Genomic DNA, 14981 nt, shown 5'->3' with positions numbered 1-14981 from the left:
TTATGTTGCAGCTAAGTGCGCAAGACTGGCAAGCTATTCAACTAACATTAAAGTTATGCCTGTATACCACTGCTATTTTGCTGCTGCTGGGCACACCACTCGCCTGGTGGCTGTCGCAAAGCCAAAGCAAACTGCGTACCGCAATTCAGGCCATAGTGGCTCTGCCGCTGGTGTTGCCGCCTACCGTGCTAGGTTTTTACTTATTACTGCTGCTGGGCCCTCATGGTGCTGTCGGTGGCACATTACAACAGCTGGGGTTACCTCATCTGGCGTTTAGTTTTAGCGGTATTTTAATTGGCTCGGTTATTTATTCGCTGCCCTTTACTGTACAACCACTGCTGGAAAGCTTTCGCCGTATGGGTCCAAGACCGCTGGAGGTTGCAGCAACGCTGGGCGCAGGTAAACTGGACCAGTTGTTTAGCGTGGTGCTGCCGCTATGTCGCGGCGGTTTTATCGTGGCCGCCACCCTTACCTTTGCTCACACTCTGGGCGAATTTGGGGTCATTTTAATGTTGGGCGGCAGTATCCCGGGTGAAACTCAGGTGCTGTCGGTACTGATATATGATCACACTGAAGCGATGAATTACACTCAGGCGCATCAGTTATCACTGGGGTTATTAATCAGTGCCTTTGTCGTGCTGTTTATTGTTTACGGCCTGAACCGGCGCTTTGAACGCGAGGCGGTATTGTGACACTGGCGCTGCAGCTAACCGTGAAACGCGGTGCTTTTAGCCTGCAAGTAGAGCATAGCCTGCCGCTGCAAGGCATCACCGCCCTATTTGGCCGTTCCGGTTGTGGCAAAACTACCTTACTTCGTGCTATCGCCGGGCTTGACCGGCACGCTGATGCGCAGATCCGTTTCAATGATACCGTTTGGCAACAGGGTAAGCATTTTGTGCCAGTGCACCAGCGCCGGATTGGCATGGTGTTTCAGGAAAGCAGTTTATTACCGCATTTGTCAGTCGAACAAAATCTGCTGTATGGCTACCGCCGTCTGGTTAAAGGCATAACCGTCAGCATGCTGCCCGAGCAGGTTATCGAGCTGTTAGCGCTTAAGCCATTGTTAAAACAACATCCTGAACAGTTATCCGGCGGCCAGCGCCAGCGCGTGGCTTTGGGTCGGGCATTACTTAGCCAGCCACAATTGTTGCTATTGGATGAACCGTTAGCCTCGCTTGATCAGCAAAGCCGCAGCGAAATTCTGCCGTTTTTACAACGCATCGCCAACCACAGCGGCATACCTATGTTATTGGTTAGCCATCAGCTAGATGATGTAGTGAAACTAGCTGATAATCTGGTGTTAATGCAACACGGTAGCATCCACAGCCAAGGATCTCTGCCGCAACAGTTACTAAAACCTGAACTGGCCGCCAGTGGTGCCATGTCGCTACTGTATGCTCAATGCAGTGGTATTAAACACCACCTGCTGCAACTGCATATCGGCCAGCAACCATTACAACTGCCGGCACCGCTGTTTTTAACTGCCGCTGCCGGAGCTTATTCACCTTTAACCTACCGTTTACGTATTCAGGCGCGTGATATTGCCCTTAGCCTGACTAAACTCAACGACAGCTCCGTCAGTAATCAGCTGCAAGTCAGCATTACCGGCTTTAATCCCGCTCCCCATCCAGCCGAAACCCTGGTGCAGCTAAACCTTGAAGACCAACCGCTGCAAGCGCTGCTTACCAAGCAATCGGTTGAACGCTTGAGGTTGCAGGTAGGCCAGAGCGTGTATGCGCAGATTAAAGCCGTGGCGTTAGATTAACGGGATAAGCCAGCGTTAGGCTGACAGGAGCCAAAGTGTAAGTGACAAAATATTAACAATTGGATCTGACCCCCAAGGTGCTAAAGCTCAAAGCGAGGTTTTCGTCTTGGCAATGGGTGCTTTGGCAAGTATCAGCAAAGTAAGGACAATAACTGAGTTATACCACCAGTTTTATACAATCTATCGGACATACCGCTATGCAGGTAGGTTTGTCATAGTAACCAATACATTCGGTGCAAAGGTCTGGGTCTACTTCGTAGTGTTTTCTGCCCATGCCGATAGCCTCGTTCGGGCACTCTGGCACGCACATATCACAATTAATGCAGCTGACTTCAATGACGGCGGGCATCGTTAACCCGCCACAGCATCAGTTGCTGCAACCTGCTGCAGCGGCAATTGCTTTAGCAACATGGCAAAGTGTAAATCAATCTGAAGTGGTATCTGCACTTTAAGCTGATAACAGGCGCCTGGTGCCAGTACAATATCATTATCCTGTTTATTGCGCAGTGCCCGCAATGTAAAGCGCTGATTGCCGTTTGGCGACATTAATATCAATGTATCGCCGACTGAAAACTGGTTTTTCACCTCCAGCAAGGCAAAGCCTTGGCTATCTTGCTCACCAATAAACTCGCCCACCAATAACTGCTCGCCAACACTGTGACTGGAATGGTAATTCTGGGTGTCCTGTGGTTTATGTCGGCGCAAAAAACCTTCGGTAAAACCGCGGTTAGCCATACCGTCAAGCTCGCCCAACAAACCATAATCAAAAGCTTTGCCAGCAACAGCATCATCTATAGCCTGGCGATACACCTGCGCGGTACGCGCGACATAATAAGGCGATTTAGTACGCCCTTCTATTTTCAATGAATGCACGCCCATGGCGGTTAACGCCGGTACATGCTCAATAGCCCGTAAATCTTTCGAATTAAGAATATAGGTGCCGTGCAAATCTTCATCAATACTCATTAGCTCGCCGGGGCTGCCCTGCTCTTCCAGCAATGCCGGTGTGCTGATGGGCTTGAACTGTCCCACTTCATCTTCTACCGCAGCGTGGACCTGATAGGGCCAGCGGCAACTATTGGTGCAGGCGCCCTGATTCGGATCGCGCTTATTGATATAACCCGATAACAGGCAACGGCCGGAATAAGCCATACAGAGCGCACCATGCACAAACACTTCTAATTCCATATCTGGCACCTGAACACGTATTTCAGCTATTTCTTCCACCGCCAGCTCGCGCGATAAAATTATCCGCTCTACACCCAATGTCTGCCAGAATTTCACTGCTGCCCAGTTTACCGTGTTGGCCTGCACCGACAAGTGCAGCGGCATATTTGAAAAGTGCTGCTGCAGCAGATAGATCACGCCGGGATCAGATACAATTAGTGCATCCGGCATGAGAGCTACCACTGGCGCCATATCGCTTATAAAACTACTGATTTTACTGTTATGCGGCGCAATATTAACCACTACATAAAACTTTTTATCCTGCGCATGCGCCTCGCTAATTCCTGTCGCTAGCGCTGCTAAATCAAATTCGTTATTACGCACCCGCAGGCTGTATCTTGGCTGGCCGGCGTACACCGCATCGGCACCATAAGCAAACGCCAACCGCATGGCTTTTAGACTACCAGCAGGGGAAAGTAATTCAGGTTTTAACATAACGTCAGCTCAGCTTTTGCTGCCGCTTTAAAGCCCGCGGCAAAATTATTTAGCCGCTCGGTACGGCTACCTTTTGGTAATATTACTTCAATTAGGCTAAAGCGATTAGTGCTTTGCAGTGCCAGTGTAAATGCGTCACTAAAATCTGCCAGAGTATTTACTAACATGCCATGCCCTCCCATACTGCGTGCCAGTTCAGCATAATTCCAGCTGTGTAAGTCGGTACAGTTAAGCCCTGGGGCGAAGGCATCAATCATGTCCCAGCGCTGGTTATTAAACACAATAATAATGGGAGCAAAACCATAACGGGCACAGTGCCCCAGCTCCAGCCCCGTCATTAAAAATGCGCCATCTCCCACCAATACCACAGGCCGCAACCCTGTTACTGCCTGTACTCCAAAAGCAGCAGGTACCGCATAACCCATAGAAGCATAAAACGCCGGCGCCAGCAGTAAGCTGGGCTTGGCATGTAAGGACGCGAATAAACAATCACCAATATCTGAAATCAGCGGCACAATAGCTTGCTGCTTACTTAATAGTGTATCGAGTAGCTGCACCAAGCTACTGGCACTCAATGGCTGTTGCTCATTAATAGTTATGTTTAACGGCATTGGCTTTATGGTGTCGCTAACAGGCGTTAGCGGCTGCTGTAACATGGCTGCCAGTAATGGCTTTAAAGCCAGCGGCTGTTGCGCAATGCACAGCACGTTATCAACAGGAAATAGCTCAGCATGGGCGGCAAAGTTGCTGTCGGTTTTAATGACGCCTATTTGCAGAATAAGGTCGGCATTACGCAGCAATTGCGTGGGCCGAATATCCGTTTTATCTAAAAAAACACCACCGTAAAGTGGATGTTGCTGGTCGAAGCTGGCCCGGCCCATCAGGGTGCTGATAAAAGGAATATTTAGTTTGCTGGCTAAGGCTTCAAGCTCAGCTACCGCATCGAAACGCCGCACATCTACCCCGGCCAAAATTAACGGTCGCTTTGCCTGCTGTAAGCGCTCAACGATATGGGTAACGGCTAAGGCCAGCTCATCCAGTGGTATAACGGGCGGCTGATAGTCTGCGGCGGCAAGCACAGTGTGAAATTGTACCGCATCACGCGGGATCTCAAGCAGCACCGGCCGACTGAGTTCTTTCGCCGTTTTTAGCGCCATCCGAATATCTTCGCCAGCGCGGATCGGATTATTCAGCCGTAATTGACACGCAGTAATTTCGCGGTAAATATCCCGCTGAGAGTCAACCGTCTTAGCTTGATGATGGATTTGCAGCCCCCGGTCAATTTCGCTCTGACTGGGAAAACCGGCGATTACCACTAAGGGCACATGCTCAACATAGGCCTGTGCCACTGCATTTACTGCGTTTAACGCGCCAGCGCCGTAAGTTAGGATAACCACCGCGGGTTTATTACTAATACGCGCCGCTGCATCGGCGGCAAATACTGCTGAAGGCTCGTGGCTTAAATAGTACAATGGCAATGCGCTTCGCTGTTGTAACTGCTCAAACAGCGGCAGTACAAAATCCCCGGGGATACCAAACAACTGCTTTATCCCAAATTCGTTAAGCTCATGCAGCAAGGCATCAACCAATAACATAACCCACTCCGTCTTTACTTTATCTGCAAAGAAGTGTGGCGATTATTGCCATGCGTAGTGTTGATGCAGATCAAGGCTGCGCCGGTTTAAGCCAGCGCAAAAGAGGTATGACTTATATCGGCTTTAACGCAACATTGTTGAAAAGGGCAATATTAATACACTTTCACCGGCTGGTAAGCTGGCACTGTCAGCGGGTAATACAATATAGCAATTAGCGTTAGCGATTGAGCTCAACATACCAGAGCTTTGACGGCCTAAGGTTTTTACTTTCAGGCCCTGCCCATCTTGCCAATACCAACCTCGCTGATAATCTTGGCGGCCAGGTTGTTTTTTTAAGGCAACCTGGCACTCGGCTCTTAGCAGAGTGCCTTCAGCCACTGGCGCTTCACCACTAAGTTTACCCAATATTGGCTGGACTAATTGCTCCAAGGTCACCACTGCCGCAACCGGATTACCTGGTAAACCAAAAAACCAGCAATGGTTTAACTTGCCAAAGGCAAATGGCTTACCCGGTTTAATAGCCACCTGCCAAAAGTTAATGTCGCCAAGTTTCTGTAAAATATGCCGGGTATAATCCGCTTCACCTACCGAGACGCCGGCACTGGTAATAAGCACATCTGCATTGGCCATAGCCTGTAAAAAAGCTTGCTCTATTGCTGCTGGTTCATCAGGCAGTAACCCTAAATCCAGAATTTTAACACCAAGCCGCTGTAACATAGCCGCAATAACATAGCGATTACTGTCATAAATATGGCCATCTGGTAAAGGCTGGCCGGGGGCAATGAGTTCGTCGCCGCTGGAAAAAATAGCCACGTTAAGTTGTCGAATTACGGTGACACTGGCAAAACCCAGTGATGCTAACAAGCCAAGATCAGCCGGGCGTAGTTTATGGCCCGCTGCAAATACCGGCTGATCTTTAGCAATGTCTTCACCAGCACGGCGCACATGCTCGCCAACCAAAGGAACAAGCTGGCAAACAATATGTTGCTCAGTCTCCGTTTGTGTTAGGTTTACCTGCTCTTGCATGACCACCGTATCGAGTTCTGGCGGCAAAACCGCGCCGGTGGTAATTACCACACAGCTGCCTGACGGCACTTTAGCGGTATAAGCATGGCCAGCCAGGGCTTTACCCACTACGACTAATGGCTGGTTAGGTTTAATATCAGCCACGCGCATGGCAAAGCCATCCATTGCGGCGTTGTCATAACCCGGCACATTCATTTCAGATAACACGGGCTTTGCCAACACCCGATCCAGCGCGGCAGCCAACGGAACGGTTTCTTGCTGAACCAACGGTTGTACTTCAGCTAACATTTGCGTTATAGCTTGCTCAGCACTTAACATTTTAGGTTGCTGCTTAGGTGAATGTTGCATTAGGTTTTAGCCGCTTGCTGATTCACCATCCACACCGCTGCTTCTACTCGCGAGCGCAATCCAAGCTTCTTCAGTAAGTGTTTAACATGCACTTTTACCGTACCATCCGAAATAGTCAGCTCCCGAGCAATTAGCTTATTACTCAGCCCTTTAGCAATAAAACTCAAAATTTCATGCTCACGGTTTGTCAGGCTGTTTAATTCAGCTGAGGTTTTTACCGCCGGCCGCCGTAATGCCGTGGCCAGCACTTGTGTTATTTCTTCACTTAGCACCATTTTACCGGTCAATGACCGTTTAATTTGTTCCAGCAACAGCTCTGGATCACTGTCTTTTAGCAAGTAACCGTCCGCGCCATTACTGATAGCGTTAACCACATCTTCATCAGCATCCGATACCGTTAGCATAACGATGCGTGACGTAACACCCTCATCACGCATCTTTTTTAAAGTAGCAATACCGTCCATACCCTGCATATTTAAATCTAAAATAATTAAATCAGGGTCCAGCTCTACGGCAAGTGGTATCGCCTCGGCGCCACTACTTGCTTCCGCTATTACCTGTAGCTCATCTTCCAGCGCTAATAATTGCTTTAAGCCTTTGCGTAATAATGGGTGATCGTCCACCAACATAATGCTGGATTTGTACTCTGACATGCCTGACTCCCAATTTAAGATAATAAACTTCCTGCTATTAGCTTATAACAAGCTTGGAATAACGTTGATATAAATCAGTTAAATAACAAATAAGTTATTTAGCCTATATCAAAAAAAGTCACAGTAAAATGAATATCACTACTTAAAAGCTGTTGTTTTATATGAACTTTAATAATTGAATTATTACTAATTACCACTTAATAGGTACTCCCAACTATCCCTCCGCTCTCGTCTGCTAACCCCGAAGATACATTGTGACAATGCTCATCGCCCTGCATAGTTTCAGCAGATTAATGTGCTATGCCCATTGAATTTCGAGATATTTGTTTTGAAAGTTGACGGGGAGTTACCCAACAGGAGTGAGTTATGTCAGATCTTAAACAGTGGCAACCAGAAGATGATAACTTCTGGCAAACAACTGGTAAACGTATTGCTAACCGCAATCTATGGATTTCAATTCCCAGCTTACTATGTGGCTTTGCCGTATGGATGATGTGGAGCATTATCAGTGTGCAAATGCTCAATCTGGGCTTTCCGTACTCCGCGTCAGAGTTGTTCACCCTGGCAGCTATTGCTGGTTTAAGCGGGGCAACATTGCGTATTCCGGCCAGTTTTTTTGTCCGGCTTTGTGGTGGCCGCTACACCATTTTCCTAACCACCAGCTTGCTGATGGTGCCGGCACTGGGAACGGGGCTGGCTTTACAAGATCAAAACACGCCATTTTGGGTGTTTCAGCTAATGGCGCTGTTGTCTGGCATTGGTGGCGGTAATTTTGCTGCGTCAATGTCGAATATCAGTTTTTTCTTTCCGAAAAAGCAGCAAGGCCTGGCGCTGGGTTTAAATGCCGGCCTGGGCAACTTTGGCGTAACCAGCATGCAAATACTGGTGCCGTTGTTTATGACTTTTGGCGCCTTTACCCTGCTGGGTGCCGGCGAACCGATGATTTTACAAAAAGCCAGTGGCACCCTGATCGGCAGTATTGCTGCTGGCAGTGAAACCTGGATCCAGAACGCCGGTTTTCTATGGTTATTACTACTGATCCCACTCGCTTTTGCTATCTGGTTTGGTATGAACAATATTCATACCGAGGAAGTTACCCCAAAACTGCCTAGCGCTTTTGGTTCCTTCTCCATTATTCTGGTGATGTATGCCATCGGTTTAATCAGTTCGGTACTGGGTTTATGGTTAATTCTGCCTGAAGCTGTCAACGGCTCTGGTTTTAGTATTCCCAAAGAACTGGTGTTGGTATTGATATTGTTTGTCACGGTAATGGCACTTAAAGTGTTGCCCGGTGCTATTCGCACCAGCCTGGAGCGACAGTACAAAATCTTTAATAATAAGCATACTTGGGTAATGAGTGTGCTGTACATCATGACCTTCGGCTCTTTTATTGGTTTTGCTGCAGCCTTTCCGCTGTCAATTCAGGTCATTTTTGGCTATAGCCATATTATGGTCGACGACGTAATGACCCATACTACCGCTAACCCGAACGGCCCCAGCGCGTTAACCTATGCCTGGATAGCGCCTTTTATTGGTGCGTTAATCCGCCCGGTGGGCGGCTGGCTGTCAGATAAATGGGGTGGCGCTTTGGTAACTCAGGTTTGCGCGGCAGTGATGATTGCCTGTGCACTGGGTGCAGCTTACTTTATGGCCCTGGCCTATCAGTCGGCAACACCGGAGCAATATTTTGTACCGTTCTTTCTGATATTTTTAGGTTTATTTGCGGCCAGTGGCGTTGGTAACGGTTCTACCTTTAAAACCATTGCCGTGGTATTCCCGAAAGAACAAGCAGGGCCGGTATTAGGCTGGACTTCAGCAGTAGCAGCCTACGGTGCTTTTTACATTCCACAGGTGTTTGGTGAGCAAATTAAAGCTGCCACGCCGGAATATGCGATGATTGGTTTTGCGGTGTTTTATGCCTTATGCTTACTGATTAACTGGTTATTTTACTTGCGTAAAAATGGCGAGTTTTATAATCCGTAACAGGGTTAAGGCGGTAACAGCCAAGCACTATGAGGGCGCCTGTTTTATAGCATCAGGCGCCCTTAAAATTTTTATGCGGTTTGTCGTTGTCGTAAATACTCAGGAGTAAAGCTGAAATACACGCCGGTGCCGCCCTCAGGCCGGCGTTGTATGTTAATAGTACCGCCCAGATGTTTACTCCGCTCTTGCATAATGGCTAAACCATAGTGATTCAGTTTTTCTGCTGATTGCGGTATACCAACACCATCATCTTCAATAGCCAGTACTATCGATTCGCCTTGTTGATCATGCAAGCTAATTTGGATCTCGCTGCCTGAACTGTGGTGAATAGCGTTTTGACAAGCTTCACGGATTATTTGCAGCAAATGAATTTCTTCAGGCGGGGCCAGCGGAATATTAGTCAGTTGATAATCCAACTTAATTTGCATACCCGATTGTTCACTTAGTTGCTTTACCGAAAACTCCAGTGCACTTAGTAAGCCATTGCCGTCCACTTTAAGCCGAAAGGTAGTTAACAACTCACGTAATTGTTGATAAGCCGCATGCAAACCTTGTTTTAACTCCTCAGATACATCGGCTATGGTGGCTTTGTCATCTTTCTCGGTAGCCTTATTTAATCGGGTAACCTGAATTTTAAGGTAGGATAATGCCTGTGCCAATGAATCATGAAGTTCACGAGCAATAACCGTTCGCTCTTGCATTAATGCCAATCGTCTAACCTGTGCTTCTTCTGATTTTAAACTTAATGCCAATGCCAGCTGATCGGCGACGGCGGCCATCAGTTGTTGCTGCCATAGTTCTAAGGTATCGGTATTGCTAGTTCGGGCTACCAGCACGCCATATTTTTTCCGGTCACGGTGCAATAAGTAATTATAATGTGTTTGGTTACAATCAACAGTTTCCGGTTTACTCAGGCAATCACCACAGTGTTGTCGCGCACAAGGATCGGTACTATTACTATTATTACTACCTTGACTATTATCGATATCAGTATCGTTATCAGGTAACACTTGCAGGTAAGGCTTATCGCCCTCTTCAGTGAACAAACATAACTCCAGATCATTTACTTTTACTACCGTTTTTAATTCAATCATGATCTTTTTAAAATCAACAAACTCGGGAGCATGTTCGCTAATTTGCTGCGCCAATCTGTACAAAAAATGTAAGGTGACATTGCTGTGTTGAAGTGCTTCAGTCTGAAGTTCCACCCGTTTTTCCAGATTACTATACATATAGGCAATCGAGTCGTTCATCTTATTAAAACTATGCGCCAAAATACCTAATTCATCATTATTTTCGATGCTAAGCCGGTAGGTAAAATCGCCCATCGCAACGCGTTTTGCGCCTTGCGTTAGCGCCTCTAACGGTTGCTGCACCATTATTTTCAACCAATAAATTACGATAGCGGATAACAACACCGTCGCTAACAATGCTACCAACTGTAAGGTACGAAAACTACGCACTTTTTGTTCGGCATCTTGCTGAATGTAAAATACCAGCTGCTCAACCAGGGCAATTTGTTGTTGCAATACTTGTTCTAACTGCTCTGCATTAGCTGGCTGCAGAAACACTGTTTCAATTTGTTGCCAGTGCTGTCGAGCGGCCTCAAATTGCGTCAGAATTTTTTTATTATGCATAAAACGTTGAAATACCGGGTGTTGCCAACTGGCCGTAAATTGCTCGCGGGCTTGCTGTAGTTTTTCAGGCACATTTTGCTGATGCAGCCAAGCCATCCGATAGCTTTGCATCCGCAGCGAACCGGCCACATTTACCGCATGCGCATCACTGTCTGTTTTGTCAGACAACCAGTACGATGCCAACATAGTGCTAATAGCCAGAAAAACAATACAGGCTAGAGCAATGTTAATCCGGGTCACAATAGAAAACTGTCGCATAACTACTCCTTTTCTTTGCTAACTAAAGCATACCTGCTTATTGCTATTGATGCTGCTCCAACACTCAAAACAACCAATACATTTGAGCTACCCCCTTTTTCCTACAGTGATAGCTAAAAAAGGCAGCGTTAAGCAACAAGGGGTAACAGGTGCCGTATTGTCGGGCAAAACGGCGCTACTCACACTACCCCATTGTAGGTATTTTTGTTTTTTATCAGCTATTTAGCACGCTGGCGAGCTTGATCTAAATCAAGCATCATCGGCCAGTTGTTTCTATAGTGTGCATACCAGAAGTGAAAAAATCTGTTTATGCCGGACAAGATCAGGAGTTAACCATGAGCCACCTTTTAGACAAATTGCGATTTTTTAAAGCCCGCAAAGAACCTTTTGCCGACGGCCACGGCGTTACCACCGATGAAGATCGCCGTTGGGAACAAGGCTACCGTGAACGTTGGCAGCATGACAAAGTAGTACGTTCAACTCATGGCGTAAACTGTACTGGCTCATGTAGTTGGAAAATTTATGTCAAAAATGGTTTGGTAACCTGGGAAACCCAGCAAACTGATTACCCACGTACCCGGCCTGACTTACCTAACCATGAACCACGAGGCTGCCCGCGTGGCGCAAGTTACTCTTGGTATATTTACAGTGCCAACCGGTTAAAATACCCAAAAATGCGCCAGCAACTGATGAAGTTATGGCGTGAAGCAAAAGCATTACATGCTGATCCGGTTAAAGCCTGGGAGTCTATTGTTAAAGACCCGGTAAAAGCCAAAAGTTATAAAGAACGACGCGGCTTAGGTGGCTTTGTGCGGGCGAGCTGGGATGAAGTAAACGAATTAATTGCTGCATCTAACGTTTATACCACTAAAGAATACGGTCCTGACCGGGTATCGGGTTTCTCACCCATCCCAGCCATGTCAATGGTGTCTTACGCTGCAGGTTCACGTTATTTATCGCTTATTGGCGGTAACTGTTTAAGCTTTTACGATTGGTACTGCGACTTACCTCCCGCATCGCCACAAGTTTGGGGCGAGCAAACAGATGTACCTGAGTCTGCTGATTGGTATAACTCAAATTATATTATTGTTTGGGGATCAAACGTACCGCAAACCCGCACGCCTGATGCGCACTTTTTAACAGAAGTTCGCTACAAGGGCACCAAAACCTGTGTAATATCCCCGGATTATTCTGAAGCGTCAAAATTTGGTGATACCTGGTTAGCACCACGCCAAGGCACAGATGCGGCGCTGGCAATGGCTTTTGGCCACGTTATTTTAACTGAATTCCACGTTAAAAACCCAAGCCCTTACTTTACTGACTATGTGCGACGTTATACCGATATGCCCATGTTAGTGATGCTAGAAGAGTCTGCAGGCCGTTTATCGCAGGGTCGGTTTTTGCGGGCTGCAGATTTAGTAGACAATTTAGGTGAAGCCAACAACCCAGACTGGAAAACCATTGCGGTTAACAAAGATGGTCGTTTAACCAGCCCGAATGGCGCCATTGGTTATCGTTGGGGACAAAAAGGTAAGTGGAACTTACAACAAGATGATAAAGACGGTGAAGTAGAATTACAGTTGTCATTAAAAGATGGCTGTGATGAATTTGCCGAGGTTGGTTTTCCGTATTTTGGTGGCGCGCCGCACGAATACAAGTATTTCCAGCACACCGCACACGACGATGTGCAACTGCGCAAGGTTCCGGCCAAACGGGTACAACTTGCCGATGGGTCAACCGCATTAGTGGCAACAGTTTATGATTTAATGTTGGCGCATTACGGGGTTGATAACGGTGTTAACGACCCTAACCGGGCAACCAGCTATCTTGACGATATCCCCTATACACCAGGCTGGCAACAAGCCATTACTGGTGTTAAACCAGATGACGTTATTCGTATAGCCACTGAATTTGGCCGTAATGCCCATAAAACCCGTGGTCGTTCGATGATCATTGTTGGCGCAGGTTTAAACCACTGGTATCACATGGATATGAACTACCGTGGTTTAATTAACATGCTAATGATGTGTGGTTGTATCGGCCAAAGTGGCGGCGGTTGGGCCCACTATGTGGGGCAAGAAAAACTGCGGCCACAAACGGGCTGGACACCGCTGGCCTTTGCACTAGATTGGCAGCGTCCGCCACGTCACATGAACGGTACCTCGTTTTTCTATAACCATTCTAGCCAATGGCGTTATGAAAAACTAAATATGACCGAAATCATTTCACCTTTAGCCAATAAAGAAAAATGGTCTGGCAGCATTATCGACTTTAACGCCCGGGCTGAACGGATGGGCTGGTTACCTTCCGCGCCGCAACTTGGCACTAATCCGTTAAAATTAGCGGCCGAAGCTAAAGCTGCAGGGGTTGAGGTTAAAGACTATGTGTTACAGCAATTAAAAGATCGCAAAATTAAGTTTGCCTGTGAACAACCGGAAGATCCGAAAAACTTCCCACGGAATATGTTTGTTTGGCGTTCTAACTTATTAGGTTCATCCGGTAAGGGCCATGAATACATGCTACGCCATTTATTGGGCACTAAACATGGTTTATTAGGCAAAGACTTAGGCAGTTTTGGTGGTAATAAACCAGAAGATGTGGAATGGACCGACGACGGTGCTGAAGGCAAGGTAGACTTATGGGTTACGCTGGACTTCAGGATGTCAACCACCTGTTTATATTCAGATATCGTACTACCTACCGCTACCTGGTATGAAAAAGACGACATGAATACCTCAGATATGCACCCGTTTATTCACCCGTTAACCGCAGCTATTGATCCGGTATGGGAAGCGCGCAGCGATTGGGAAATATTTAAAGGTATCGCCAAAGCGTTTTCGAAAGCCAGCGTTGGGCATTTAGGGGTGGAAACTGATGTTGTTACCATACCAATGCATCATGATACCCCTGCCGAGTTAGCCCAGCCCTATGGCGTAAAAGCCTGGTGGAAAGGTGAATGTGAAGCCATTCCGGGTATGACCATGCCGCATATTAATGTGGTAGAACGTGACTACCCCAATACCTATGCCCGTTTTACCTCTATTGGCCCTTTATTAGAGTCTGTTGGCAATGGCGGTAAAGGTATTAGCTGGGATACCAAAAATGAAGTTGATTTTTTACGTAAGCTAAACCGTGTTCACACCGATGAAGGTGTTAACAAAGGCATGGCAAAAATAGACACTGCCATTGATGCCTGCGAAATGATTTTATCGTTAGCCCCGGAAACTAATGGCCAGGTGGCGGTTAAAGCCTGGGCGGCATTAGGTGAACTTACCGGACGTGACCACACCCATTTAGCCCTACCCAAGCAAGATGAAAAAATACGCTTTGCCGATATTGTAGCGCAGCCGCGGAAAATTATTTCATCGCCTACCTGGTCTGGCTTAGAAGATGAACATGTGTCTTATAACGCAGGCTACACCAACGTACACGAGCTAATACCTTGGCGCACCATTACCGGCCGCCAGCAGTTTTATCAAGACCACGAATGGATGCGTGATTTTGGTGAACAGCTTTGCAGCTATAAGCCACCAATTAACTTAAAAACGGTAGACCCGGTGTTAAATAAAAAGCCCAACGGCAATACGGAAATTGTCCTGAACTTTCTAACACCACACCAAAAATGGGGTATTCACAGTACTTACTCCGACAACTTACTGATGCTGACACTGTCACGTGGTGGTCCTATCGTCTGGATCAGTGAAATTGACGCCAAAGCAGCAGGTATTGTCGATAACGATTGGATTGATATCTTCAACGTTAATGGTGCCATCGCTGCCCGTGCCGTGGTGTCACAACGGGTACCGGAAGGAATGAGCATGATGTATCACGCTCAAGAACGAATCGTCAACATTCCCGGCAGCGAGCTTACCGGCACCCGTGGTGGTATTCACAACTCGGTAACCCGGGCGGTAATGAAACCCACTCACATGATTGGTGGTTATGCGCAGCAGTCATACGGTTTTAACTACTATGGCACCGTTGGCTGCAACCGTGACGAATTTGTCATCATCCGCAAGATGGGCAAAGTCGATTGGTTAGACACTAAATAAGG

Annotated in this window: 10 protein-coding genes; 4 read left to right on the top strand and 6 right to left on the bottom strand. The window is 47.1% G+C overall.

The window, feature by feature from the left end; translation table 11 throughout:
* Positions 1-2 precede the first annotated feature (2 nt).
* A complete protein-coding gene (gene modB, locus VT06_RS04130; RefSeq protein ID WP_046553019.1) occupies positions 3-692 on the top strand; it encodes a molybdate ABC transporter permease subunit in 690 nt (229 codons plus the stop codon).
* On the top strand, positions 689-1765 hold the full coding sequence (modC, locus tag VT06_RS04125) for a molybdenum ABC transporter ATP-binding protein (protein ID WP_046553018.1): 1077 nt from the start codon (positions 689-691) through the stop codon (positions 1763-1765). Before modB ends, modC begins: the two co-directional genes overlap by 4 nt.
* Positions 1766-1922: 157 nt before the next feature.
* Here modC and VT06_RS17755 read toward each other — a convergent pair whose 3' ends face one another.
* The 5 genes from VT06_RS17755 to narL all read right to left on the bottom strand — a co-directional run bounded on the left by VT06_RS17755 (position 1923) and on the right by narL (position 7049).
* Positions 1923-2114 carry a YfhL family 4Fe-4S dicluster ferredoxin gene (locus VT06_RS17755; protein WP_082122439.1) on the bottom strand — a complete coding sequence of 64 codons (192 nt, stop codon included), beginning with the start codon at positions 2112-2114 and terminating at the stop codon, positions 1923-1925.
* Between the two features lie 2 nt (positions 2115-2116).
* Entirely contained in the window at positions 2117-3427 is a 1311-nt protein-coding gene (gene yegQ, locus VT06_RS04115) for a tRNA 5-hydroxyuridine modification protein YegQ (RefSeq protein ID WP_046553016.1), read from the bottom strand.
* Positions 3421-5022 (bottom strand): thiamine pyrophosphate-binding protein, encoded by a 1602-nt coding sequence (locus VT06_RS04110; protein ID WP_046553015.1) that lies wholly within the window; start codon positions 5020-5022, stop codon positions 3421-3423. The genes yegQ and VT06_RS04110 overlap by 7 nt, the downstream gene beginning before the upstream one ends.
* A gap of 123 nt (positions 5023-5145) precedes the next feature.
* Positions 5146-6396 carry a gephyrin-like molybdotransferase Glp gene (gene glp / locus VT06_RS04105; protein WP_082122438.1) on the bottom strand — a complete coding sequence of 417 codons (1251 nt, stop codon included), beginning with the start codon at positions 6394-6396 and terminating at the stop codon, positions 5146-5148.
* Positions 6396-7049 carry a two-component system response regulator NarL gene (gene narL / locus VT06_RS04100; RefSeq protein WP_046553014.1) on the bottom strand — a complete coding sequence of 218 codons (654 nt, stop codon included), beginning with the start codon at positions 7047-7049 and terminating at the stop codon, positions 6396-6398. Before narL ends, glp begins: the two co-directional genes overlap by 1 nt.
* Positions 7050-7415: 366 nt before the next feature.
* Between narL and VT06_RS04095 the strand changes: the two genes are divergently transcribed.
* Complete coding sequence (locus tag VT06_RS04095; RefSeq protein ID WP_046553013.1) at positions 7416-9032, top strand: MFS transporter; 1617 nt, start codon at positions 7416-7418, stop codon at positions 9030-9032.
* Between the two features lie 71 nt (positions 9033-9103).
* Here VT06_RS04095 and VT06_RS04090 read toward each other — a convergent pair whose 3' ends face one another.
* Positions 9104-10927, bottom strand: coding sequence for an ATP-binding protein (locus VT06_RS04090; protein ID WP_046553012.1), 1824 nt, complete (start codon positions 10925-10927; stop codon positions 9104-9106).
* Positions 10928-11262: 335 nt separating this feature from the next.
* Here VT06_RS04090 and VT06_RS04085 point away from each other — a divergent pair, with 335 nt between their 5' ends.
* A complete protein-coding gene (locus VT06_RS04085; protein WP_046553011.1) occupies positions 11263-14979 on the top strand; it encodes a nitrate reductase subunit alpha in 3717 nt (1238 codons plus the stop codon).
* Positions 14980-14981: the final 2 nt, after the last annotated feature.

Origin of the sequence: Arsukibacterium sp. MJ3 (assembly GCF_000987765.1) — a bacterium.
GTDB lineage: Bacteria > Pseudomonadota > Gammaproteobacteria > Enterobacterales > Alteromonadaceae > Alishewanella.
The sequence above is the reverse complement of the archived record's forward strand: the minus strand, read 5'-3'. Positions and strand labels throughout refer to the sequence as shown.

Coding starts and splice junctions, on each gene's coding strand:
- modB (WP_046553019.1), top strand. CDS start 3: ATGTTGCAGCTAAGTGCGCAAGACTGGCAAGCTATTCAACTAACATTA.
- VT06_RS17755 (WP_082122439.1), bottom strand. CDS start 2,114: ATGCCCGCCGTCATTGAAGTCAGCTGCATTAATTGTGATATGTGCGTG.
- yegQ (WP_046553016.1), bottom strand. CDS start 3,427: ATGTTAAAACCTGAATTACTTTCCCCTGCTGGTAGTCTAAAAGCCATG.
- VT06_RS04110 (WP_046553015.1), bottom strand. CDS start 5,022: ATGTTATTGGTTGATGCCTTGCTGCATGAGCTTAACGAATTTGGGATA.
- glp (WP_082122438.1), bottom strand. CDS start 6,396: ATGCAACATTCACCTAAGCAGCAACCTAAAATGTTAAGTGCTGAGCAA.
- narL (WP_046553014.1), bottom strand. CDS start 7,049: ATGTCAGAGTACAAATCCAGCATTATGTTGGTGGACGATCACCCATTA.
- VT06_RS04095 (WP_046553013.1), top strand. CDS start 7,416: ATGTCAGATCTTAAACAGTGGCAACCAGAAGATGATAACTTCTGGCAA.
- VT06_RS04090 (WP_046553012.1), bottom strand. CDS start 10,927: ATGCGACAGTTTTCTATTGTGACCCGGATTAACATTGCTCTAGCCTGT.
- VT06_RS04085 (WP_046553011.1), top strand. CDS start 11,263: ATGAGCCACCTTTTAGACAAATTGCGATTTTTTAAAGCCCGCAAAGAA.